We start from the raw sequence: 23776 nt of genomic DNA on the forward strand, positions 1-23776 counted from the left end.
CCGTCCGCGCCAACGAACCGGGGAAGATTCATGACCAGCAGATTCACCGAGTTGACCGTTGACTGCCACGACCCCGAGATACTCGCCGCCTTCTGGTGCGAGGTCCTTGGATTCAACGTGATCGACCGGAGCGAGGACAAGGTCGAGATCAGCTCCTGGGAGCCGACCGTCGAGGACATCCAGGCCCGTCAGATGCCGCCCACTCTTCACTTCATCCGGGTGCCCGAGGGCAGGACGGTGGTGAAGAACAGACTGCACCTCGACGTCAGCCCGATCGACTGCAGCACCCAGGACGAGGTGACCAGGCTCCTCGGCCTCGGCGCCACGCATGCAGATGTGGGCCAGGGCTCGGACCGTAGCTGGGTGGTCATGGCGGACCCCGAGGGAAACGAGTTCTGCGTCGTGCGCACGCTGGCACCGGCACCGGCACCGGCACCGCAGAAATAGCGCATGCAGCCATTCGCAGTGCCGGTATACGGGAATCGGGAATCACGTCCTGGCCGCTCACCGAATATATGGGCGACGGCACCCACTGCGAGAATGACGGAGTTTATGACACCTGCGGGTGCTATTGCCGCCCTGTCTTGAGCATTCCCGTGTCGCAGACCGATGAACGACCGACCCTGCCGCGCCCGAACCGCGGGATCGGGCGCGGTATAGGGAACCCCTATACCCCCTGCTGATAATTGGTCTTTGCCCCTCGTTCTTTTCCGAACGTACCGTGAAACAGCTCGACCAGGAACCCGCCCATCCACGGCTCCTGTTCCGTCGGGCGGATACTCACGCAGTCGAAAGGAACCGGTGGCATGACCACGATCGGAATCGAATCGGGAACGCGTGAACTAGCCGGAAAGCGGGCCCTGGTCACAGGTGGTTCCCGCGGCATCGGGGCGGCCGTCGTGCGCCGGCTCCTCGATGCGGGTGCCCAGGTGCTCACGACCGCCAGGTCGGCGACGGACACGGTGCCGGAGGGGGCCTCCTTCGTGGCGGCGGACGTCCGGACGCGGGCCGGTGCGGAGGCGCTCGCCGTGAGCGTTCAGGACGTGCTCGGCGGGGTGGACGTCATCGTGCACAACGCGGGTGGGGCGCAGCCGTACCAGGGCTCTGCGGCCATTCCCGACGAGGCGTGGCAGGAGGCGCTGGAGCTGAACTTCCTGGCGTCGGTACGGCTCGACGCGCTGCTGGTGCCGGAGATGCGGGAACGCCGTTCGGGGGCGATCGTGCACATCTCCTCGGCCGCGGTGCCGGCCACTCCCCCGCCGTTCCTGCACTACACGGCCGCGAAGGCCGCGCTGGAGAACTACAGCCGGGGGCTGGCATCAGAGCTGGCTCCGTCGGGAATCCGGGTCAACACCGTGACCCCGGGCCGTGTCGCCACCCCGGGCGGCGAGGCGACGCGGGAGCAGTGGGCCCGGCTGGACCCCGCGCAGAGCCAGGAGGTCACCGCCGTGCCGCTGGGGCGCGACGGCCGGCCCGACGACATCGCCCAGGCGGTGCTGTTCCTCGTGTCCGACCGGGCGAGCTGGGTGACCGGAAGTGATCTCGTGGTGGACGGTGGTGAGTTCCCCCGGGGCTGAGGCCCTCACCGTCGCCGCCGTCAGGACACCGGTGAGACGGGCTCGGGCTCGGACCACGCCGCCGCACGCAGGAGTTCGAGCAGGGCCGTCTCCGCCGGGCCCGCGCCCTGCCGGACCACCGCGATCACGGGCTGGGACACGGCCGGGAGCACCGGACGGACGAGCTGCTCGTAGCCCTCGGGCACGGCGGAGGCCGGGACCAGGGTCACTCCCAGCCCGTGGGCGGCCCAGCGCACGGCCGTCGCCGTCTGGGACACGCGGGCGGCCGTGGCCGGGGTCAGTCCGTTGTCGCGCGCCACGCTCAGCAGCACCCCGTCCAGTGCGCTGTCGCGGTCGAACCTCACCCACGACTCGCCCTCCAGCGCGTCCAGCCCGACCCGGTCCGCGGCGAGCAGCCGGTGCCCGGCGCCCAGCACCACGACGAACTCCTCGTCGCCGAGGTGGTGGGCGTCGGCGGGGCTCCGCTCGCACGCCGCCATCAGCGCGAGGTCCAGCACGCCCCGCCGGCACAGCCGCTCCAGCTCCGCGGAGCTCGGCTCCTCGAAGACGGTGACCTCCAGCCGCGGGTAGCGGCGCCGCAGTGTGCTCAGCGCACCCGGCAACTGCCGCGTGCCGAAGCCCATCTGCGCCGCGACCACCAGCTCACCCACCACGTCGTCCGCGCCGGCCCGCGCCGTCGCCCGCGCCCGCCGCGAGGCGCTCACCGCGACCTCCGCCTCCCGCAGGAACGCGCGGCCGACGACGGTGGGCACCAGCCCGGTCGGCGTACGGGCGAACAGCTGCACGCCGAGTTCCCGCTCCAGGCCGCGGATCTGCTGGGACACCGACGGCTGCGCGACGCGCAGCAGCTCCGCCGCCGCCGTCACCGAGCCCTCCTCGGCAACGGCCAGGGCGTACTCGTACTGCCGGAGGCTCATCGGCTCCCGTCCCATCGACGTCGGTCATCGGCGTTGGTCATCGTGCTGACAACGCGTACGGCGGCACCTTTACTCCTGCGGAGCGCGACGCGCCGATCGATGAGTTTCGGTGCGGCCACCGGTCTGTACGTGTATATCCGCACCTATCTGACCCACCGCAGTCGAGGAGCGCATCATGACCGTCGCCTACACCTTCGACATCTTCTCCAGCCTCGACGGCTACGGCGCCGCCGGCGGCGACTGGACCGGCTACTGGGGCAAACAGGGCCCCGAGCTCCTCGACCACCGCCTCGCGCTGTACGCCGAGGAGCAGCGGATGGTCCTCGGGGCCCACACGTACCGCGCGTTCGCGGAGATGCTGGCGTCGAGCACCGCGGACTCCGATGTGCGTGACCCGTGGGTCACCCGGATGCGGAGCCTCCCGGCCACCGTGGTGTCGACCACGCTGGAGGAGCCCCTCGACTGGCCGGACGCGCAGGTCGTGAGCGGCGACGCCGTCGATGTCGTCGCCCGGCTCAAGGAGGAGTCCCCGGTGCCGTTGCGCTCGCACGGCAGCCTGTCGATGAACCGGGCCCTGATGGCCGCCGGTCTGGTGGACCGCGTCCAGGTGACGCTCTTCCCCGTGATCACCGGCCGGACCGGTCTGGAGCCGATCTTCCGGGGCGCGGCCGACTTCGACCTCGAACTCATCGAGCAGCGGACCCTCGACGGCAGCATCCAGGAGCTCGTCTACCGTCCCGCCCTGCACGCCTGAGCCCTTGCCGGGCACGCGGTCCGCCCGTCACGCCTCAGTCCGTCCGTACGGCGGCCGCGGAGACGAGCGTCGCTCCGGCCAGGCTGCCCCAGAGGGCTGCCGGGCCGTGGGGTGCGAGAGCGGTGATGACCGCCGGGGAGACGGCGAGGCCGAGGCCCGTGGAGAGCTGGAAGCGGGCCAGGGTGCGTCCCAGGGCGTGGGCCGGGGCGAGGACGGTGACGAGCGCGGTGGCGCTGCCCGCGTAGATGATCTCGCCGAGCGTGCACACCACGGACACCGCGGCGACTGCCGGGGCACCCCAGCCGTCCCCCAGCGAGGTCGCCGCGAGGAAGCCCAGGTAGGACGCGGTGAGGACGACGCCGGCGAGGGACAGCACGGTCCGCCGGGGGAAGCGGGACGTCAGGACGGTGACCGGGACCTGGAGGGTGACCACCAGGACCGTGTTCGCCACGAAGATGACCGCCGACCAGGCCGGGGAGGCGTCCAGCTGGGTCACCAGGACCAGCGGGAGCGCGATCTCGGGAACGTTGAGGCAGAAGACGTAGACCACGTTGGCGGCCAGCAGCGTACGCATCCGGGGTGCGGGCCCGTCGTCCCCGTCCGCGGCCGGGGCGGCGCCGGGACGTGCCCGGAGGCGGACCGACCACGCCAGGGCCGCCGCCGCGAGATAGGCGAGCCCGGTGACGGCGGCCAGCGCCTGCAGTGCGGCGGCGCCGCCCGCCAGGCAGGCCAGGGCGACGAGCGCGCCCACGCCCATGCCGGCGTTGCGCAGGGCGCGGCCTCCCGCGAGAGCGACGTCGCGTTCCCGGCCGCGGGCGATCGTGGCGACGAGGGCCGCGTGGGCGGCGGGGAACGCCTGGTTGCCGATACCGAGGAAGAGGGCCGCCGTCGCGAACAGCCAGGCGTTTCCCGCCGGGGTGACCAGCAGCAGCACCACGCCCAGCACCCGGACCAGCATCGACGCCGCCACGACCGTGCTGCGTGCGCCCCGGTCCAGCCACCGGCCCACCCCGGGCGTGCACGCCAGGCCCACGACGACGCCCGCCGTCATGGCGATGCCGGTGACCGGCGCGGACAGCCGCAGCACGGTCACTCCGTAGAGCAGCAGAAAGGGACGCAGCAGGCCGGTCCCGAGCGCGTCCACGGCCAGGGCGACGACATAGCGGCGGCCTCCGGAGGCCCGGACGAGCACGTGCGGCCGGATCTTGGTGGTGGTTGGCATGGGGCAACGGTGCGTCCGGCCGCCGGGGCGGGCCGCGTCGGTTGACGGTGTCCGTCAACCCATGACGCCGTCGGCCGGGCGGTCGGTGATGATGGCGGGGTGACGTTGAGGATCGACATCGGCGGCCTGCCGACCGGGCGACTGCGGTTCACCGCCTCCCCGTTGGCCGAGCTGACCGCGATGCTGCACGTGCTGGCCGCACCCGCACATCATCCGCGGCTGGCCGGCTGGGCCGCGGACGTCCGGGCGCGGCTGCGGCCCGAGCTGGCCGAGCGGCTGGGGGAGGCGGAGTTCCTCTGGCGTTCCTCGCAGGCCGACTTCCTCGTCCCGTCCAGGCCCGGGCCCACCCTCGCCGAGGAGCTGGACGGCGTGGACCGGATCGGCGACGAACGGTACGTGACGGCCGCGCTCGTCACCGCGTGCGGCAGCAACCGGGTCCACTTCGGCACACCGTCGCCCCTGACCGACGCGACCGCGCGCGAGCGGGCCCTCGACCTGGCCCAGTCCCGCGGCGCACAGCAGGAGGCCTTCGCGGAACGGCTGCTGGCCGATCCGGCCGCGGTGCGGGCGCGTGTGCGCCGCACCCTCGAAATGTGCGCCGAGGCGTTCTTCGACGCCGCCTGGGCGGGGATCGCCGCGCAGCTCGCCGCCGATCTGCGGGTCAAGAACGACCTGCTGAGGCGCAAGGGCATCGGGGCGGCCCTCGCGGCCGTCTCCGGCTCGGTCACCCTGGCACCGGACGGCGACAGCATCGTCGTGGACAAGCTGCAGGACAAGGCGACCACCGCTCACGGCACGGGCGTCACGTTCATCCCCAGCGTCTTCGGCAGCCCGCACCTGGTGGCGGTCCACGCACCGGGGTGGCAGCCGGTGGTGCAGTACCCCGTGACCGAGCCCGGTCCGTCCGAGCCGGTGTCGCTGGAGACGGTGACGCTGCGGCTGGCGGCACTCGCGCACCCGGTCCGGCTGCGGCTGCTGCGCACCCTGGCCCGCGGCCCCCACACCACCCGCGAGCTGGCCCACACCTGGGGACTCTCACCCCCGGAGGTCTCCCGCCACCTTGCCGCCCTGCGCCGCGCGGGCCTGCTCACGGCACAACGGGACGGCCGCTACGTCCGCTACACCCTCGACCTGTCCGCCCTGACGGAGCTGGGCACCGACCTGCTCACGGCCGTACTGCGCTGAAGGGCGGTCACCGGTCACAGCCGGCCGGCGACTCCGCACTTCCTTTCCGCGCCCTGCGGCAGGAGTTCGTCCATCGTCGTGTCGCGGTCGTACGGATCGGCCTCGGCACCCTCCCCGGAGCCGCCGGTGACGCGTTCGGCGGCGAACTCGGGGAGGTAGTAACCGGTGTGGTTGTCGCAGCCGCCGTTGGCGGTGTGCGAGCGGTAGGAGACGACGGTGAACGTCCCCGGTTCGGTGATCACCTTCGCCGGGTCGTCCCAGCCCATCACGATCTCGCGGCGCACGATGGTGCGCGTGACCTCGTCGCTCCCCCCGGCGGCCCGCACGACCGGATAGACGAAGGTGACATCGGCGGTCACCTCGACCGCGCCTCGCCTGCCTTCGCGGTACGTGATGCTGCCGCGGGCCTTCACCACGTCCCCGACGACACGCGCCTTCGACGGTGCGAAGCGGCTGAACATCCGCAGCGGATCGTTCCTGCGGCTCGGTGCGGTGAGTGCGGCGGCCAGGTACTGCTGGACGTCCTCCTGCTCGGGGTTGATCAGTGCGATCGCCTCGTCGGGGCGTTCCCCGCGCAGCACCCCGGAGTCGAGGTTGGACTCGGTCATGAAGTCCCGGGACCGTTCGAGCGCCCGGGCGACCTGGGCCTTGCTCATCCAGCCCGTGGCCCGCGCCTCGGGCAGGGTGAGTGCGGCCGGCCCGTCCTCCCAGTCGGTGGCGGGAGAGCCCCTGAACGGATCGTCGGGCGTGGGCACTTCGTCCGCGGACCGGCTCCCCGGCGCGGTGGTGATGACCGCGGTGACCTCACCGTCCCCGCCCCCGTCCCCGCCGAACCAGCCGGTCACCCGTCCGGGATCCAGCGCCACGACGAGCAGGGCGACGGCCACGAGGAACCCGACGACGTACCGGACCCGGCCGGCCGGCCGCGCCGGCGGCTGATGCGTACGCCACCCCTCCGGCGGACCGGACCGCTCCTCCAGCCGGTTCCCCACCATCCGGGCCCGCGCCGACGGCTCCTCGGGCGCGCCGGGAGTCCCCGCCTCCGCGTCCCGCAGGAAGCGCTCCCACTCCTCGTCCGGTATGGACGACCCGTCCTCGCTCACACTGCCCCCACCCCTGTGCCGCACCCGGCCTCACCCCGGGGCCGGGCAATGATCCGTGCATCATCACACAGACCCAACTGCCGTCCTCCTGACGGCCGGCGGCCTGCCGGGCGCTCAGCCCAGCGTGATCCGGGCCGTGATCGGCAGATGGTCACTGCCCGTGGCCGGGAGGGTGTGGATACGGCCGACCGTCGCCGAGCGGGCCAGGATCTGGTCGATCCGGGCCAGCGGGAAGGACGCGGGGAAGCTGAACGCGAAACCGCGTTCCGACACGTTCAGCTGAGAGGTGAGCGGGTTCAGGCCGCGGTCGTCCACCGTGCTGTTCAGGTCGCCCAGCACGATCACCTTGGCGACCGTCTCGGCGGCCACGGCCCGGCCCAGCAGATGGGCGCTCTCGTCCCGCCAGGAGGAGGCGAAGCCTCGCGCTCCCAGCCGGATCGACGGCAAGTGGGCCACGTAGGCGGCGACTTCGCCGCGCGGGGTGTGGACCACGGTGCGCAGACCGCGGCTCCAGCCCCCCTCGATCCCCCTGGGCCTGATGTCCACCACGCGCGTATCGGACAGCGGGTGCTTCGACCAGATCCCGACGGTTCCCCGGACCTCGTGGAAGCGGTACTCCGGGGCGAGCGCCTTCTCGTACGCCGGAAGCGCCACCGGGACCAGTTCCTCCAGCGCGATGAGGTCGGGTCCGGCCGCGGCCAGGGTACGGGCCGTGCCCGCCGGGTCCGTGTTCACATCGCTCACGTTGTGCTGCACCACGACCAGGTCGCCCTCGGCGGGCCCCGGCCCGGCGAGGAACAGCCCGCCGAACGCGTACGCCCAGGCCGCCACCGGCAGCAGCAGCGCCAGCAGGGCGGTGAACGAGCGGCGCAGCAGGGCCAGGACGAGGAGGGGGACGACGGCCAGGCCCAGCCAGGGCAGGAACGCCTCCAGCAGACTGCCCAGGTGGCCGGGCCGGTTCGGCAGCACCCGGGGGAACGCGAGCAGCAGCGCCGTCAGCGCCGCGACCGCGGCAAGCACCCGTCCCCGTGTCCAGGCCGACCCGGTCCGCGCCCACCGCGCCGCCCGCCGTCCCGGCACACGCGACCCCGCGCCGTCCGTCACCGGAGTCGCGCCACCGCCCGACCGATCCGCCCGGTCGGCCCGGCCCACCTGGTCCGCCTGGTCCACCCGGCCCATCCGATCCACCCCGCTCCCTCGATCCCGCGCCTCGCTCACCAGGAGGACGAGCGGACCGGGTGAATCAGTTTCACCGGCCATCCGGTTCGGGACGGACCCGGGGTGACGTGACGGAGTGCGCGCCGTCCCCCGGCAAGCGGCCGCCCGCCAGTGGAAGGAGTGCGGCCGCCGTGCGAGTGACCCTGCGGCCTCGCCGTTCCTCGGGGCACGACCATCACATTTACGGTCCCCGGCATGAAACGCACCCGTCTCACCGGCGCCGCGACCGTCTGTGTCCTCTGCCTGGCCTTCGCCGCTCCCGCAGCCGCCGACTACTCGGGCAATCCGCTGGCCGGCTCCAACGGCTTCGGGGTCCTCGTCCAGGACGATGCCACGCTGGGCAGCACCGAGACCGAGGGCTCGGTGGCCATCGGGGGGAACCTCACCTACGGGCCCGGGTACAACGTCGCCCTGCACACCCCCGGCACGTTCACCGCGCCCGGTGACGCCCGGCCGACGGCCCTGCTCGTGAAGGGCCGGGCCGACCACGCCGCGAGTTCGCCGCAGGGCGTGCTGAAGGTCCTCAGCGACGGCTACGTGAAGATCGGCGACCGGACCGGCTCGTCCGTCGTGGACGCGGACGCCAACGGTGCCGACGTCAACACCCAGGTCGTCGCCGAGGGCGCGGGCCACAACTCGACCCCGCGCATCGAGACGACGGTCCGCCAGCCGGTCCTCTCGGTCCTCGACACCGACGGACTCCCCGATCTGGACGCCCTGTTCGCGCAGTTCCGGGACCGTTCGGACGCGATCGACACGTGCGACACCAATGTCGTCCTGCGCGACGACACCGGCACCCCGCTCCCCGACCAGACCGGCTACCCGGCCGGGACCAACGCCTACGTCGCCCTCACCGAGGGGCGGACGAACGTCCTCCGGCTCACCGGTGAGCAGCTGAACAACCTCGCCGAGATCACCTTCGGCACCCCGCCCACCGCGACCACGCCCTTCGTGGTCGACGTCGACACCACCGGGACCGGCGGGACGTACACCTGGCACATGCCGACCCTCGCCGGGGTGTCGGGCACCCAGGCCCCGTACACGCTCTGGAACTTCCCCGACGCCACCGACATCACCATGGCGGACGGCGACTCGCTGGAGGGCACGGTCTACGCGCCCCGCGCCCACCTCACCGACATCGACGCCTCCAACATCGAGGGCACGATCGTGGCCCGGCAGCTGACGGCCGGCCCGCTCACCGAGGGCGGTGCCACGTCCGTGAACGCGGGCGAGATCCACGAGTTCCCGTTCGCGGCCGACATCGAGTGCGACGACGACGCGTCCCCCTCGCCGTCGCCGTCCCCGACGACGGAGGAGCCGACACCCACCCCGACACCGACGCCGACGCCGACGCCGACCGACGGGACGACGACCCCGACACCGGCCCCGACGCACACGCACTCCCGGCCCACCCCGCCGCACGGCGACGGCGGAGAGCACCACCACCGGCCTCCGGGCGGCGGGCTCGCCGACACCGGGGCGTCCACCACGCTCTACGCCGCGAGCGGCGCACTCCTGCTCGTCGCCGCCGGTGTGTTCCTGCAAGGACTCCGCCGCCGGCCGCGCCACTGAGCCCGCCGCAGCGGTCAGCGGTCGGGGAAGCGTTCGCCGCACGCGCTGCAGTACGTCGGCGACGGCTCCTGCGCCATCCGGCCGCACTCGGGGCAGACCCGGTCCAGGGCGCAGGGCGCCTCGCCCCCCTCGTACGCCACCGCCGGGGCCGGACCGCGCTTGATCGCGAGGCCCGGGCGGCGGCGGTGGACCGTGAGGTAGGCGAGGCCGTCCGGGCCGGCGGCCAGGGCGCGGCGTGAGGTGCGGGGCAGCCAGGTGACCGTGGTGGGCGCCAGGGTGAGGGGCTCGCCGCCGTCGCCCGGGGTGAGGCGGCAGCCGCCCGCGAGGACCACGAGCAGGACGTCGAGGACGTCCTCCTGGTGCTCCCCCACCTCCGCGCCCGGCGGCAGACGGACCAGGTTGGCGTCCAACTCCCGTCCTTCCTGCGCCAGTTGCCACAGCGCTCCGCGATCGTCGGGAGCGGCGGCGGCGAGCAGGTCGCCGAGCACGGCCAGGACCTCGGGAGCGGGAGTGGAATTCACGATTCCCAGGCTACGCCGCCGGGCGGTGCCTCACCCGGCGCCCACCGGGCCCCGGAAAACCGGCGGCCGGACAGCATGATCGCTGTAATCTCCGGCCATGACGCCCACACCGCCCACGACGCCCCTGCCGCCGGAACCGGCGGCGACACCGGGCCCGTCCGACGATTCCGGTGCATCCGACGCCTCCGCCGTCTCCGGCCCGCGCGTATCCGCGCCTTCCGGCGCGCCCGCCTCCGCCGCGCCGGACGCCGCCGAATGTCTCGCGCTGACCCGCGGTCTGCGCCGCCGGGGCACCGTCGTGCTGTCGGTGTTCGCCGTCGTCTGGGCCTTCGCCGGTGCGTCCGGGCTGGCGTCGTCGGGTGCCGCCGTGGCCGTCGGAATCGTCGCGGTGGCGCTCACCGCGTCGGCGGTCCTCCTCGCCCACCGCAAGGGGGCCGCCCCCTCGCCCCGCCTGGTGGACCTCCCGCGGAACTGGGCGCGCACCGTCGGCATCGTGAACGGTGTCGAGGTCGTGGCGGTCTTCGCGGTGATCGCGGCGTCCAACGCGTCGGGCCGCCCCGAGTTCATCCCCGCGGCCATCGCCCTCGTGGTGGGCCTGCACTTCTTCCCGCTCGCGCGCTGCTACGACCAGTGGCAGTACAACGGAACGGCCGTACTGCTGACCGTCGTCGGGATCGCCGGCTTCGCGCTCGTCGCGGCCGGCCTGTCGGACGAGAGCGTGCGCGCCGCGGTCGGCCTGGCCTCCGCGGCCGTGCTGTGGGCCTCCGCGTACCACGTCGCGGTCAAGGGCTGAGGACCAGAGGGAGCACCTGGCATGGAACGCCTGCCCGACGAGAAGTACCCGCCGATCGAACCGTACGAGCAGGGCATGCTCGACGTCGGCGACGGCAACCTCATCCACTGGGAGGTGTGCGGCAACCCCGCCGGCAAGCCCGCCCTGGTGGTCCACGGCGGTCCGGGCTCCGGGTGCACGCCCGCTCCCCGGCAGGACTTCGATCCGGACCGCTACCGCGTGGTCCTCTTCGACCAGCGCAACTGCGGCCGCTCCACCCCGCACGCGAGCGACCCGGCCGCCGACATGCGGTTCAACACGACGGACCATCTGATCGCCGACATGGAGCGGCTGCGCGTGCGGCTGGGCATCGACAAGTGGCTGCTGTACGGGTGGTCCTGGGGCTCCACGCTGATCCTCGCGTACGCCGAGCGGCACCCGGAGCGCGTCAGCGAGATCGTGATCCCGGCCGTCACGACGACCCGTCGCTCCGAGATCGACTGGCTGTACCGGGGCGCGGGCCACTTCTTCCCCGAGGCGTGGGACCGGTTCCGTGCCGGGGTGCCGGAGGCCGCGAGCGACGCGACGCCCGACGTGCTCGCCGCGTACGCCCGGCGGACGGAGAGCCCCGACCCGGAGGTACGGGCCCGGGCCACGGCCGACTGGTGCGCCTGGGAGGACGCGGTGCTCTCCATGGAGGCGTACACCGGACCGCCCCCGTACAGCGGCCGGCCGGGCCGGGCCCAACTGGCGCTGGTGCGGATCTGCGCGCACTACTTCTCCCAGGGTGCGTGGCTTGAGGAGGGCGGCCTCATCCGGGACGCGGGGCGGCTGGCGGGAATCCCGGGGGTGCTGGTGCACGGCCGGCTCGACATGGGCGGGCCGCCGGTCACCGCGTGGGAGCTGGCGAAGGCGTGGCCGGACGCGGAACTGACCGTGATCGAGGACGCGGGCCATCTGGGCGGGGCGGCGACGAGCCGGGCGGTCCGGGGGGCGCTGGACCGGTTCGGCGGATCGTAGACCGGTGTACGCGGACGGTTTCGGCGGAGGGCGGCGCCGCCCGCGCGGATCGGCCGGGTACCGCGATCTGCTGGGCCGCGCGCCGCTTGTCGGGTCATCATGTACGGGGCGGGCAACGCACGTTGAGCAGGGGGGCGCGAAACCATGCGTGGTGAGGTTCTCGACGGACGGTACCGGCTGACGGAACCGGTGGGTTCCGGCGGCATGGGGCGGGTCTGGCTCGCGGAGGACGAACGCATCGGCCGCAAGGTCGCGGTCAAGGTCCTCTCCCGGCCGGACGGGGACACCTCCGCGACCCGTTTCGCCCGTGAGGCCCGGGTCGTCGGCGGTCTGTCGAGCCCGCACATCGTGACCCTGCACGACTTCGGCGAGGCCCAGGTGGCGGGGGAACGCGTCCTCTACCTCGTCCTGGAGCACCTCCAGGGGCGCGACCTCGGGGCCGTACTGGAGGGCAGCAAGCCGGACCTTCCCTCGCCCGAGGAGGTGCTGGGGTGGGGCGTGGAGATCTGCGCGGGGCTGGAGACCGCGCACCGGGCAGGCATCGTGCACCGTGACATCAAACCGGCCAACATCCTGCTCACCGCGGCCGGCACCATCAAGATCCTCGACTTCGGGATCGCCCGGATGCTGTCGACGGCCGCGGAGATGACCCGTACCGACCTGACCGCCGTCGGCTTCGTGATCGGCACCCCGCTCTACATGTCGCCGGAACAGATCCGGGCGCCCGACGTGCTGGACAGCCGCAGCGATCTGTACTCCCTGGGCTGTCTCCTGCACACGCTGCTCACCGGCGCACCGCCGTTCACCGGTGCCGGTACGGCGGTGCTGGCGCAGCACCTCGGGGACGTCCCGCAACCACTGAGCGCCCGGCGGGCGGAGCTGGCCGGGTTCGGCGGACTCGACGCGCTCGTCATGCGATTACTGTCCAAGGAACCGGATCAGCGTCCCGCGGACGCGGCGGAGACCGCCGCCCTGCTGCGGGCCGCGATCGCCGCCGGGCCGGGCCGGGCGGCACCGTCCGCCGAGGCCGAGGCCACCCCGAGCGTCCTGGGGTCGGTCGCGCACTCCGACTCCCCATCCCCCGCGGCACCGGCCCCGGCCGCACCCGTCCTGTCCGCCCCGCAGGTGGCGTACCCGACGGCTCCGCCCACCGCGCCCTTCCCGCAGCCGATGCCCTCCTACCCGTTCCCGCTGCCGGGCGGCCCGCAGCCCGCGACCGAGCCCGAGCGGCTGCGGATCGCCGGGCGGACGTCGCGCGACGGCACGGTCTCCACCCGTACGGTCGCGGCCACCTGGCTCGCCGGTGCGGGCACGGCCCTGGTCATGGGGCTGCTCCTGATGACGTGCACACCGGCCGGGCCGCAGGCGGCTCTCCTCGGGGCCGTCGCCGCCGGGCTGGGTGGCATGGCCGCCGCCCAGGGGTTCACCAACATCTTCGACCCGCAGGACAAGTCGCTGTTCCACCGGTTCGTGTCCGCGCTCCTGCTCGCTCTGCCGCTCGGTATCGCCGGGACGGCGATGAACCAGGCGGCGACGGACGAGGTCTCCACGCGCTTCATCGGGTTCGCCTTCGTGGCCTGTCTCGCGGCGCTGACGCTGGGCGTGCTGCTCGCGGACCAGCTCATCGCCCGTCTGGGCCTCTCGCCGCGGGCGGCGCTCATCCTGTCCATGAGCGGCTGGGTCAACGGCCTCGTGGCCTGGGGGATGCTCGCCTACCGCTCCCCGCTGGAGACCATCGGCGCGCTGCCCGTCGCCTGCGGCATCTGGATCGTCACCGCGGCCCTGCTGGGCCAGATCCTGGCCCCGTCCGGGCACCGGAACGGCCGGACGGTCTGAGTGCGCGCGGCACCCGGGACCGCCCGGCCGGCCGGGTCTACCAGGCGAAGGCCTCCGGCGACGGGCCCGGGCCCGGGAAGATCTCGTCGAGCGCGGAGAGCAGCTCGTCCGAGAGTTCCAGGTCGACCGCGCGCACCGCGGACTCCAGCTGCTCCAGCGTGCGCGGGCCGCTGATCGGACCCGTGACACCCGGCCGGGTCAGCAGCCAGGCCAGGCCCACCTCGCCCGGCTCCAGGCCGTGCTTGTCGAGCAGGTCCTCGTACGCCTGGATCTGCTTCCGGGCCGTGGGGTCGGCGAGCGTCTCGGCGGACCGGCCGGAGGTCGAGCGCGCGGACCCGCCGCCCGTGCTCTCCTTGCGGATCGCGCCGCCGAGGAGACCGCCGTGCAGCGGCGACCACGGGATGACGCCGAGACCGTACTCCTGCGCGGCCGGGATGACCTCCATCTCCGCGCGGCGCTCCGCGAGGTTGTAGAGGCACTGCTCGCTGACCAGACCGAACGAACCGCGGGCGCGGGCCGTCTCGTTGGTCTGGGCGATCTTCCAGCCGGCGAAGTTGGACGAGCCCGCGTAGAGGATCTTGCCCTGCTGGATCAGGACGTCGACGGCCTGCCAGATCTCGTCGACCGGGGTGTCACGGTCGATGTGGTGGAACTGGTAGAGGTCGATGTGGTCCGTCTGGAGCCGCTTGAGGCTGGCGTCGACGGCACGCCGGATGTTCAGCGCGGAGAGCTTGTGGTGGTTGGGCCAGGCGTCGCCTTCGGCGGCCATGTTCCCGTACACCTTCGTGGCCAGGACCACCTTGTCCCGGCGGTCGCCGCCCTTGGCGAACCAGGTGCCGAGGATCTCCTCGGTGCGGCCCTTGTTCTCGCCCCAGCCGTAGACGTTGGCGGTGTCGAAGAAGTTGACGCCCGCGTCGAGCGCCGCGTCCATGATGGTGTGGCTGTCCGGCTCATTGGTCTGCGGACCGAAGTTCATCGTGCCCAGTACGAGGCGGCTGACTTCGAGTCCCGTGCGTCCCAGATGTGTGTACTTCATGGGACCCAAGCCAACGCCTTCGAGTCCGCTCGAAGCAAGCACCCGTCCACATCCGCGCGAAGGTCAGTCCTCCAGTCCGGCCAGGGTCTCGGCCAGCCAGCCCAGCTCCGCTCCACTGGTCGCGCGGGCGATCCTCAGCAGGCCCCGGCGGAAGGGGTCGTCGAACGCCTCGGCGCCGAGCGGCCGCTCCCCCTCGTAGAAGAAACTACTGGGCTCCTCCAGGAACGTCAGCCGTCTGCGCAGTACAGCAGCCTGCTCGGCCGGGTCCGTGAGGTGGCGCAGGAAGGCGAGGACGGTGAACCAGCGGTTCTCGTCGCTGATGTCCAGATCACCGGCCTCACGCAGCCGGCGGAGCAGCTCGTCGCGGCCCCCGCCGGTGAGGGTGAGGGTGTGCCGGGGCGCGGCTCTGCTGCCGGGTTCGGTGCGGCGGTCGAGCAGGCCGGCGCGCTCCAGCCGCTTGATCGCGGGGTAGAGGGTGCCGTCGGCGATCGGGCGCACATGGCCGGTGAGGTGGGCGACCCGCCGCTTCAGTTCGTACCCGTGCAGCGGCTGCTCGTACAGAAATCCCAGGATGGCCAGTTCCAGCATTCCCGTATCTTCCCCCATGTCGTTATACCTCGGCATCGATATATAGTCCCATCGATACTTAAACGAGGAATCGGGATCCGAGGAGGAGACATGCAGGACGCACAGGTGACGGCCGGCGGCGCGCGTATCCGGTGGGTGGACATCGCGGGCCACGACACCACCGCGCCGCCCCGGCTCTATCTGCACGGACTCGGCGCCTCCAGCGGCCCCTACTTCACGGCGAGCGCCACCCACCCGCTGCTCGCCGGCGGCCGCGCCCTGCTGATGGACCTGCTCGGCTTCGGCATCAGCGACCGGCCCACGGACTTCGTCTACACCCTGGAGGACCACGCGGACGCCGTCGCGAACGCGCTGGAGACGGCCGGGGTCCGGGACGCGGAAGTCGTCGCGCACAGCATGGGCGGCGCGGTGGCGATCGTCCTCGCGGCCCGCCACCCGCACCTGGTGGCACGGCTGGTGCTGGTGGACGCGAATCTCGACCCGGTCGTCCCGTCGCCGGTGCCGCCGGCGGGCAGCAGCGGCATCGCCGCTTATACGGAGGAGGAGTTCCTGGCCCACGGCCGGGACGAGGTCCGTGAGCGGGTGGGCGCGCACTGGTGGTCGACCATGCGGCTCGCCGGGCCCGAGGCCCTGCACCGCAGCGCGGTCCACCTGGCGCGCGGGACGACGCCGACGATGCGGGCACTCCTGCTGGAGCTGCCGATCCCGGTGACGTACCTGCGCCCGGAGAGCGACGGTCCGCTGCCGGGCGAGGACGCGCTCACGGCGGGCGGGGTACGCGTGATCGCGGTCCCGGACTGCGGGCACAACATCATGCTCGACAACCCCGGGGCGTTCGCGAAGGAGACGGCGCGGGGGTTCAGCTGAGGCGGGCCGTCATCAGCCGACCGCGGCCGCCACGGCGACGACGGCGAACATCAGCACGAGCACGGCGGCCATGATGCGGTTTCTGGTCTGCGGGTCCACCCGTCGAGCGTAACCGCCCCGCTCACCGTCCCAGCGGCCAGGCCCGCACCACCTCGTACCGCGGCTGCTCCCCCGGCACCCCGTCCACCGGCAGATGACTGCGTACGAGACTGAGCTCACCGGCCTCCCAGCGCAGGCCCTCGAAGCCTTCCAGGGCAGCGGTGAACGGGGTCAGGTCCGCCGGGACGCGGCTGCGGGCCAGGGTCAGGTGCGGGGTGTAGCGGCGGTGCTCCTCCATCGGTACCCCGGCCCGGCGCGCGGCGGCGTGGGCGCGCTCGGCCAGCAGCCGCAGGGCGTCGAGCGCGCCCGCGGCCCCCGCCCACAGCGCCCGTCCGTCGAACCGGCCGCCGCCGTGGACGCGCATCCCGAACGCCTCGGTCCGGTGCGCGGCCCGCTCCAGCCGGCCGTACAGGTCCGGCAGCAGGTCCTCGTCGACCTCCCCGAGGAAGGCCAGCGTGTAGTGCCAGCCCGGGGTCCCGGTCCAGCGCAGGGTGTCGGCGCCGGGCAGGGAGCGCAGCCGGACCACGGCACGGCGCAGCTCCTCGACCGCGGGGGCCGGTGGCAGGACGGCGGCGAAGAGTCTCATGCGGCGAGTCTGGCAGGACCCGGCGCGCCGTCCTGCGCGTACGGCCCCGCCCGATTCCCCGGGCGGGGCCGTGTCACGTCCGTACGGGCGGCTCTCAGGCCGCCGTCGCCAGCTGCTCGCGCGGGACGAACCGCACGTGCGGGCGGCCCGGGCGCAGGTCGACCTTGAGGCGCAGGCCGCCGACGCGGGCCAGCATGAGGCCGACACCGAGCGCGGCCACCAGCGAGAACGCCCCGCCGACCGCCATTCCGGTCCGGACGCCGTACGCGTCGCTGATCCAGCCGACGATCGGGGCGCCCACCGGCGTACCCCCGGCGAAGACCATCATGTACAGGCTCATCACCCGGCCTCGCATGGCCGGGTCGGCCGCCATCTGCACGCTGGTGTTCGCGCTGATGTTGGTCGTCAGGCCGATCATGCCGATCGGGACCAGCAGGATCGAGAACAGCCAGACGGACGGCGAGACGGAGGCGATGATCTCCAGCAGACCGAACGCCGTACCGGCGGCCACCAGCATCCGCAGCCGCGAGGAGCGGCGGCGGGCTGCGAGCAGGGCGCCGACCAGGGAGCCGGCCGCCATCAGGATGTTGAAGAACGAGTACATCCCGGCGCCGCCGTGGAAGACCTCGTCCGCGAAGGCAGTCAGCCAGATCGGGAAGTTGAAGCCGAACGTACCGACGAAGCCGACGAGGACGATCGGCCAGATCAGCTCCGGGCGGCCGGAGACGTACCGCAGGCCTTCGCGCAGCTGCCCCTTGGCACGCGGCACGACGACGGCCTTGTGCAGCTCGCTGGTCCGCATCATCATCAGGCCGACGAGCGGCGCGAGGAACGACAGTCCGTTGAACATGAAGGCCCAGCCGCTGCCGACCGAGGTGATCAGCACACCCGCGACGGCGGGACCGATGAGCCGGGCGGACTGGAAGTTCGCCGAGTTCAGGCTGACCGCGTTCCGCAGCTGGGCGGGGCCGACCATCTCGGAGACGAACGACTGGCGGGCCGGGTTGTCCACGACCGTGACCATGCCGAGCAGGAACGCGATCAGGTAGACGTGCCACACCTGGACCACGCCGGAGAGCGTGAGGACGGCGAGCGCGGTCCCGCACAGGCCGAGTGCCGCCTGGCTGAAGAGCAGGAGCTTGCGCTTCGGGAGACGGTCGGCGATGACGCCGCCGTACAGGCCGAAGAGAAGCATCGGGAGGAACTGGAGTGCCGTGGTGATGCCGACGGCGGCGGCGGACCCGGTGAGGCTCAGGACGAGCCAGTCCTGCGTGATGCGGGACATCCAGGTACCGGTGTTGGAGATCACGGCGCCGGTTGCGAACAGGCGGTAGTTACGGATCTTCAGCGACGAGAAGGTCCCGCCGGGCTTGCTCTCGTGGGTGGAAGTCGGTGCGGGGGCGGAGTCTGCTCCGGATCCCGTACTCAAAAGGGTTCGCCTCCTCGGGCGTGGACATTGCGCTGACTGACAAGGATGCGGCGGTGGGGGCGGTGCGCCGGTTCTGTCCGGCGCGGCCGGCTCCGCTACAGGTGGGCGAGCTTCTCCAGCACGGGCGCCGCGTTGCGCAGCGTCTCCCACTCGTCCTCGTCCAGGCCTTCGGCGAGGGTGGTCAGCCAGGCGTTCCGCTTGTTGCGGCTCTCCGCGAGCATGGCCTCGGCCTGCTCGGTCTGGCTGACCATCTTCTGACGACGGTCATCGGGGTGCGGTTCCAGTCTGACAAGACCCTTCGCTTCCAGCAGCGCGACGATGCGGGTCATCGACGGCGGCTGCACATGCTCCTTGCGGGCCAGCTCACCGGGGGTGGCGGAACCGCAACGGGCGAGTGTGCCGAGCACCGACATCTCGGTCGGGCTCAGCGACTCGTCGACGCGCTGGTGCTTCAGGCGCCGGCCGAGCAGCATGACGGCGGAACGAAGGGAGCTCACGGCGGCGGCACTGTCGCTGTCGTGGATCAGGTCAGGCATGTTTGTTAGCGTAACTCATTACCTACCCTAAAGACCACTCGGTGGTACACGCGCGAGAGCGGAATCACCAATCGATCACCCAAACGAGTGAGTCGGCTGCGGAAAGTCACGCGCGCCGGGCCCGGGGGACGTAACCCTGCATGCCATGGGATCGACAGTGCTCAGCCTGCGGATAGACGGTGAGCTGCTCGACCGGCTCAAGCAGCACGCCGCCAGACGCGGAATGAGCGTCCAGGACTATGTGGTCCGGACGCTCATTCGCGACGACTTCGACGAGCGCTTCCAGGCGGCCGTCGACGAGACGGAGAAGTTCTACGGGGCGGAGGGGGCCCGGGCCGAGGAGGTCACCTGACGGAGACCTCCCGGGCCGGGTGCCCGCGTACCCCGGGGATCACGTGAGGCCGAGCGCCGGCATCGCGTAGTAGAAGACGAAGACCGCCGACACCACGTACATGGCGACCGGCACCTCGCGACCGCGGCCGGCGGCCAGCCGCAGCACGCAGAACGCGATGAAGCCGATGCCGATGCCATTGGTGATCGAGTACGTGAACGGCATCATGACCATGGCGAGGAAGGCCGGGATCGCGAGCGTGTAGTCGCTCCAGTCGATGTCCCGGACCGAGCCCGCGATGATCAGGAAGCCGACCGCCAGCAGCGCCGGAGTGGCCGCCTGCGAGGGGACCATGGTCGCCAGCGGGGTGAGGAACAGCGCCGCCGTGAACAGCAGACCCGTCACCACGCTCGCGAAGCCGGTGCGGGCTCCCTCACCGACACCCGCCGTGGACTCCACGAAGCAGGTCGAGGCGGACGAGGAGCTCGCACCGCCCGCGGCGACCGCGATGCCGTCGACGAACAGCACCTTGTTGATGCCGGGGAAGTTGCCGTCCTTGTCCGTCAGCTTGGCCTCGTCGCCGACACCGAGGATGGTGCCCATCGCGTCGAAGAAGCAGGACAGCAGCACGGTGAAGACGAACAGGACACCGGTGAGGACACCGACCTTGTCGAAGCCGCCGAACAGGCTGACGTCGCCGATCAGCCCGAAGTCCGGCGAGGCGACCGGATTGCCCGGCCACTCCGGCACCGTCAGGCCCCAGGCCGCGCCCGGCAGGTCGGCGATCGCGTCGATGATCAGCGCGACGACCGTCATCGCCACGATGGAGATCAGGATCGCGCCCGGCACCTTGCGGACGATCAGCGCGAGGGTGAGCAGCGCGCCGAGGACGAAGACCAGGACCGGCCAGCCGTTGAGGTGACCGTCGTTGCCGAGCTGGAGCGGCACGGTGGTGTGCGCGACGTCCGGGATGCGGGAGACGAAGCCCGAGTCGACCAGACCGATCAGCAGGATGAACATGCCGATACCGATCGCGATGCCCTTGCGGAGCGAGGTCGGTACGGCGTTCATGACGCGTTCGCGCAGCCCGGTCGCGACCAGCAGCATGACCACGATGCCGGCGAGGACGACCATGCCCATCGCGTCGGGCCAGCTCATCCGGGGGGCGAGCTGGAGGGCGACGACGGTGTTGACGCCGAGGCCCGCGGCCAGCGCGATCGGCACGTTGCCGATGACGCCCATGAGGAGCGTGGAGAACGCCGCCGTCAGCACGGTCGCGGTGACCAGCTGGCCGCTGTCGAGCTGGTGGCCGTACATGTCCTTCGCGCTGCCGAGGATGATCGGGTTCAGCACGATGATGTAGGCCATCGCGAAGAAGGTCGCGAATCCGCCGCGGATCTCACGCGCGACCGACGACCCCCGCTCGGAGATCTTGAAGAAACCGTCCAGGCCGCCGGCGGACCCGGGGGACGGAGGCGGGGTGGAGTCGACCGGAGCGGTGGCCGAGGGGGACATGTATGACCTCAGTCGTACGTAGAGGGGGTAAATGCGGTCAGCTTTGGACGTTCACACGAATAATTCGAGACAGTCGTAAGCAGATTCAGTATGAATACATAAGGCGAAGATCGCTATCTCCGCGCGTAGACCCTTGGGCCGACTGGCCCGACGGCCTTTACGTACGCGCCGCATACACTGGCGGCATGGCGAAGTGGACACCGAAGCACGAGGCACCCGAGCCCCTGGAGGGGCCGGTCGTCGCGACCATCACCGGCGGCACGATCCTCTGGTTCGTCCTCTTCCTGGTCCAGCTCCCCTTCTACGGCTGGTTCGACGACCACGGACACCTGTGGTGGGTGTGGACCTGCCTGGCCGGTGCGGGGCTCGGACTGATCGGCATCTGGTACGTACGGGGCCGCGACGCGGCACTCAAGCGCGCCGCCGCCGCGGGCGACGACTCCGCGGAGACCCCGGGCGCCACCGCCTGAGACCCGGCACCACCACCCGTGCGGGGACGCCCGCACCGGGGCCGTACTGCCACGGGACCATTCGCCTCCTCCCCCGGTCTGATCTTCCGGCCCCCCGGCGGGTGAACCGGACGTTCCGCCCGTACCGTCGGAACCATGACTCAGCGGGCACCCGACCCCTCAGGGGATGAGCCGGACGGCTCCTCAGGACCTCCCGGCGCCGACCGGCCGGTGTTGATCGACGCCGGTTCCGAGCTCGACCCGGTCCACCCGGTCGAGCTGCCCGCCGACGGCCGCGGGCTCACCGCCGCCGAGGTCGCCGAGCGGATCGCCCGGGGCGAGGTCAACGACGTGCCCGTGCGCTCCTCCCGGTCCGTGACCGAGATCGTCCGCGCCAACGTCTTCACCCGGTTCAACCTGATCATCGGCGTGCTCTGGGTGATCATGCTGTTCGTCGCGCCCATCCAGGACAGCCTGTTCGGGTTCGTGATCATCGCCAACACCGGCATCGGCATCGTGCAGGAGTGGCGGGCCAAGAAGACCCTGGACAGCCTCGCGGTCATCGGCGAGGCGAAACCCACGGTGCGCCGCGACGGCGTGGCCGCCGAGATCTCCACCTCCGAGATCGTCCTCGGCGACCTCGTCGAACTCGGCCCCGGCGACAAGGTCGTGGTGGACGGCGCCGTCGCCGAGGCCGACAGCCTGGAGATCGACGAGTCCCTGCTCACCGGCGAGGCCGACCCGGTGCTGAAACGGGCCGGCGACCCCGTCATGTCCGGCAGCTTCGTCGTCGCGGGCGGCGGCGCCTTCACCGCCACCAAGGTCGGCCGCGAGGCCTACGCCGCACAGCTCGCCGAGGAGGCCTCCCGCTTCACGCTCGTCCAGTCCGAGCTGCGCAGCGGCATCTCGACCATCCTCAAGTACGTCACCTGGATGATGATCCCGACCGCGATCGGCCTGATCATCAGCCAGCTCGTCGTCAAGGACAACAACTTCAAGGACTCGATCGCCCGGACCGTCGGCGGCATCGTCCCGATGATCCCGGAAGGGCTGGTCCTGCTCACCTCGGTCGCCTTCGCGATCGGAGTCGTACGGCTGGGGCGCAAACAGTGCCTCGTCCAGGAACTCCCCGCCATCGAGGGCCTGGCCCGGGTCGACGTCGTCTGCCTCGACAAGACCGGCACCCTCACCGAGGGCGGCATGGACGTCACCGAGGTCCGCGCGCTGAACGGGTCGGACGAGGCGTACCTGCACCGGGTGCTGGGCGCGCTCGGCGCCTCCGACCCCCGGCCCAACGCCAGCCTCCAGGCCATCATCGACGCGTACCCGTCCCCCGACGGGCAGAGCTGGGACGTCACCCAGGCCCTGCCGTTCTCCTCGGCCCGCAAGTACAGCGGCGCCGCGTTCGACGAGGGCGGGGGGCGGTCGTCTTCCTGGCTGCTGGGAGCCCCCGACGTGCTGCTGCCCGAGGCCGACCCGACGCTCACCGAGATCGAGCAGCTCAACGAACAGGGCCTGCGGGTGCTGCTCCTGGCACGGGTGCGGGGCGAGCTGGACGCACCGGACATCGCCGCCGGGGCCGCGCCGGGCGCGCTGATCGTCCTGGAGCAGCGGCTGCGGCCCGACGCCGGGGAGACCCTCGCCTACTTCGCCGACCAGCGGGTCGCCACGAAGGTGATCTCCGGCGACAACGCCGTCTCGGTCGGCGCCGTCGCCGCGAAGCTCGGGCTGCCGGGCGCCGAACACACCCTGGACGCGCGCAAGCTGCCCACCGACCCGGACGCGATGGCCACCGCCATGGAGGAGAACACGGTCTTCGGCCGGGTCACCCCGCAGCAGAAGCGGGAGATGGTCGCCGCCCTCCAGTCGCGCGGCCACACCGTCGCGATGACGGGCGACGGCGTCAACGACGTTCTCGCCCTGAAGGACGCCGACATCGGCGTCTCGATGGGCTCGGGCTCGGAGGCGACCCGCGCGGTCGCCCAGATCGTGCTGCTGAACAACAGCTTCGCGACGCTGCCGTCCGTCGTCGCCGAGGGGCGCCGCGTCATCGGCAACATCACCCGGGTCGCCACCCTGTTCCTGACGAAGACCGTGTACTCGGTGCTGCTGGCCGTCCTGGTGGTCTGCTTCCAGGTCGAGTACCCGTTCCTGCCCCGCCATCTGACGCTGCTGTCGACGCTGACGATCGGTATCCCGGCGTTCTTCCTGGCGCTGGCCCCCAACAAGGAGCGGGCCCATCCGCACTTCGTGCGCCGCGTCATGCGGTACGCGATCCCGTCCGGCACCATCGCGGCCGCCGCCACCTTCGTGATGTACCTGATCGCCCGGCACCACTACTCCGGCACCGGCGCACTCGACGCGGAGACCAGCGCGGCGACCCTCACGCTGTTCCTGGTCTCGATGTGGGTCCTGGCGATCATCGCCCGCCCCTACACCTGGTGGCGGATCTGCCTGGTGGCCGCGATGGGCCTGGCGTTCCTGGTCGTGCTCGTGGTGCCGTGGCTCCAGGACTTCTTCGCCCTGAAGCTGGTGGGCACCACGATGCCGTGGACGGCGGTGGGCATCGCCGTGGTCGCCTCGGTCGCCCTGGAGTACACCTGGCGCCTGGTGGGCCGGCGCTTCCCGGTGTAGCGGGAAGCA

The 23776-nt window shown here is 72.0% G+C and carries 23 protein-coding genes; 12 read left to right on the top strand and 11 right to left on the bottom strand.

Going from position 1 to position 23776, the window contains the following annotated elements; translation table 11 throughout:
* Positions 1-30: 30 nt before the first annotated feature.
* Entirely contained in the window at positions 31-447 is a 417-nt protein-coding gene (locus tag OG521_17290; GenBank protein WUW22453.1) for a VOC family protein, read from the top strand.
* A gap of 359 nt (positions 448-806) precedes the next feature.
* On the top strand, positions 807-1577 hold the full coding sequence (locus OG521_17295) for an SDR family oxidoreductase (GenBank protein WUW22454.1): 771 nt from the start codon (positions 807-809) through the stop codon (positions 1575-1577).
* Positions 1578-1597: 20 nt separating this feature from the next.
* Here the strand turns inward: OG521_17295 and OG521_17300 are convergent, their stop codons facing one another.
* Complete coding sequence (locus OG521_17300) at positions 1598-2494, bottom strand: LysR family transcriptional regulator (GenBank protein ID WUW22455.1); 897 nt, start codon at positions 2492-2494, stop codon at positions 1598-1600.
* A 175-nt stretch (positions 2495-2669) separates the two neighbouring features.
* Here OG521_17300 and OG521_17305 point away from each other — a divergent pair, with 175 nt between their 5' ends.
* Positions 2670-3248, top strand: a complete 579-nt coding sequence (locus OG521_17305; GenBank protein WUW22456.1) for a dihydrofolate reductase family protein — start codon at positions 2670-2672, stop codon at positions 3246-3248.
* A gap of 34 nt (positions 3249-3282) precedes the next feature.
* On the opposite strand, the gene OG521_17310 is transcribed toward OG521_17305, so the two are convergent.
* Complete coding sequence (locus OG521_17310; GenBank protein ID WUW22457.1) at positions 3283-4470, bottom strand: MFS transporter; 1188 nt, start codon at positions 4468-4470, stop codon at positions 3283-3285.
* A gap of 99 nt (positions 4471-4569) precedes the next feature.
* On the opposite strand from OG521_17310, the gene OG521_17315 reads away from it, so the two are divergent.
* Positions 4570-5655: a helix-turn-helix domain-containing protein gene (locus OG521_17315; GenBank protein WUW22458.1), complete on the top strand. Its 1086-nt coding sequence runs from the start codon at positions 4570-4572 to the stop codon at positions 5653-5655.
* 14 nt (positions 5656-5669) lie between these two features.
* Here the strand turns inward: OG521_17315 and OG521_17320 are convergent, their stop codons facing one another.
* Positions 5670-6758, bottom strand: coding sequence for a hypothetical protein (locus OG521_17320; GenBank protein ID WUW22459.1), 1089 nt, complete (start codon positions 6756-6758; stop codon positions 5670-5672).
* A 114-nt stretch (positions 6759-6872) separates the two neighbouring features.
* A complete protein-coding gene (locus OG521_17325; GenBank protein ID WUW26712.1) occupies positions 6873-7910 on the bottom strand; it encodes an endonuclease/exonuclease/phosphatase family protein in 1038 nt (345 codons plus the stop codon).
* A 261-nt stretch (positions 7911-8171) separates the two neighbouring features.
* Between OG521_17325 and OG521_17330 the strand changes: the two genes are divergently transcribed.
* Positions 8172-9548, top strand: a complete 1377-nt coding sequence (locus OG521_17330) for a choice-of-anchor A family protein (GenBank protein WUW22460.1) — start codon at positions 8172-8174, stop codon at positions 9546-9548.
* 14 nt (positions 9549-9562) lie between these two features.
* Here OG521_17330 and OG521_17335 read toward each other — a convergent pair whose 3' ends face one another.
* Complete coding sequence (locus tag OG521_17335; protein WUW22461.1) at positions 9563-10069, bottom strand: hypothetical protein; 507 nt, start codon at positions 10067-10069, stop codon at positions 9563-9565.
* 97 nt (positions 10070-10166) lie between these two features.
* Between OG521_17335 and OG521_17340 the strand changes: the two genes are divergently transcribed.
* The 3 genes from OG521_17340 (at position 10167) to OG521_17350 (ending at position 13697) form a co-directional block, all read left to right on the top strand.
* Positions 10167-10862 (top strand): hypothetical protein, encoded by a 696-nt coding sequence (locus tag OG521_17340; GenBank protein ID WUW22462.1) that lies wholly within the window; start codon positions 10167-10169, stop codon positions 10860-10862.
* Between the two features lie 21 nt (positions 10863-10883).
* Entirely contained in the window at positions 10884-11861 is a 978-nt protein-coding gene (gene pip / locus OG521_17345; protein WUW22463.1) for a prolyl aminopeptidase, read from the top strand.
* 144 nt (positions 11862-12005) lie between these two features.
* Entirely contained in the window at positions 12006-13697 is a 1692-nt protein-coding gene (locus OG521_17350; protein WUW22464.1) for a serine/threonine protein kinase, read from the top strand.
* A 37-nt stretch (positions 13698-13734) separates the two neighbouring features.
* Here the strand turns inward: OG521_17350 and OG521_17355 are convergent, their stop codons facing one another.
* Positions 13735-14733, bottom strand: coding sequence for an aldo/keto reductase (locus tag OG521_17355; protein WUW22465.1), 999 nt, complete (start codon positions 14731-14733; stop codon positions 13735-13737).
* A gap of 63 nt (positions 14734-14796) precedes the next feature.
* Positions 14797-15321 (bottom strand): PadR family transcriptional regulator, encoded by a 525-nt coding sequence (locus tag OG521_17360; GenBank protein ID WUW26713.1) that lies wholly within the window; start codon positions 15319-15321, stop codon positions 14797-14799.
* A gap of 90 nt (positions 15322-15411) precedes the next feature.
* Here OG521_17360 and OG521_17365 point away from each other — a divergent pair, with 90 nt between their 5' ends.
* Positions 15412-16188, top strand: a complete 777-nt coding sequence (locus OG521_17365) for an alpha/beta hydrolase (GenBank protein WUW22466.1) — start codon at positions 15412-15414, stop codon at positions 16186-16188.
* Positions 16189-16309: 121 nt separating this feature from the next.
* Here OG521_17365 and thpR read toward each other — a convergent pair whose 3' ends face one another.
* The 3 genes from thpR to OG521_17380 all read right to left on the bottom strand — a co-directional run bounded on the left by thpR (position 16310) and on the right by OG521_17380 (position 18838).
* Complete coding sequence (gene thpR, locus OG521_17370; protein WUW22467.1) at positions 16310-16873, bottom strand: RNA 2',3'-cyclic phosphodiesterase; 564 nt, start codon at positions 16871-16873, stop codon at positions 16310-16312.
* 94 nt (positions 16874-16967) lie between these two features.
* Positions 16968-18302: an MFS transporter gene (locus OG521_17375; GenBank protein WUW22468.1), complete on the bottom strand. Its 1335-nt coding sequence runs from the start codon at positions 18300-18302 to the stop codon at positions 16968-16970.
* 95 nt (positions 18303-18397) lie between these two features.
* Positions 18398-18838, bottom strand: a complete 441-nt coding sequence (locus tag OG521_17380) for a MarR family transcriptional regulator (GenBank protein ID WUW22469.1) — start codon at positions 18836-18838, stop codon at positions 18398-18400.
* Between the two features lie 145 nt (positions 18839-18983).
* On the opposite strand from OG521_17380, the gene OG521_17385 reads away from it, so the two are divergent.
* The gene (locus OG521_17385) at positions 18984-19190 is read left to right on the top strand and encodes a BrnA antitoxin family protein (GenBank protein WUW22470.1); all 207 of its coding nucleotides are present in this window, start codon (positions 18984-18986) and stop codon (positions 19188-19190) included.
* 39 nt (positions 19191-19229) lie between these two features.
* Here the strand turns inward: OG521_17385 and OG521_17390 are convergent, their stop codons facing one another.
* On the bottom strand, positions 19230-20684 hold the full coding sequence (locus tag OG521_17390) for an NCS2 family permease (protein WUW22471.1): 1455 nt from the start codon (positions 20682-20684) through the stop codon (positions 19230-19232).
* A 185-nt stretch (positions 20685-20869) separates the two neighbouring features.
* Between OG521_17390 and OG521_17395 the strand changes: the two genes are divergently transcribed.
* Together OG521_17395 and OG521_17400 are read left to right on the top strand one after the other, a co-directional pair.
* Positions 20870-21154, top strand: a complete 285-nt coding sequence (locus OG521_17395) for a DUF2530 domain-containing protein (GenBank protein WUW22472.1) — start codon at positions 20870-20872, stop codon at positions 21152-21154.
* 135 nt (positions 21155-21289) lie between these two features.
* A complete protein-coding gene (locus tag OG521_17400) occupies positions 21290-23767 on the top strand; it encodes a cation-translocating P-type ATPase (protein WUW22473.1) in 2478 nt (825 codons plus the stop codon).
* Positions 23768-23776: the final 9 nt, after the last annotated feature.

It is taken from the genome of Streptomyces sp. NBC_01463 (assembly GCA_036227345.1).
In the GTDB taxonomy this organism is placed as follows: domain Bacteria; phylum Actinomycetota; class Actinomycetes; order Streptomycetales; family Streptomycetaceae; genus Streptomyces.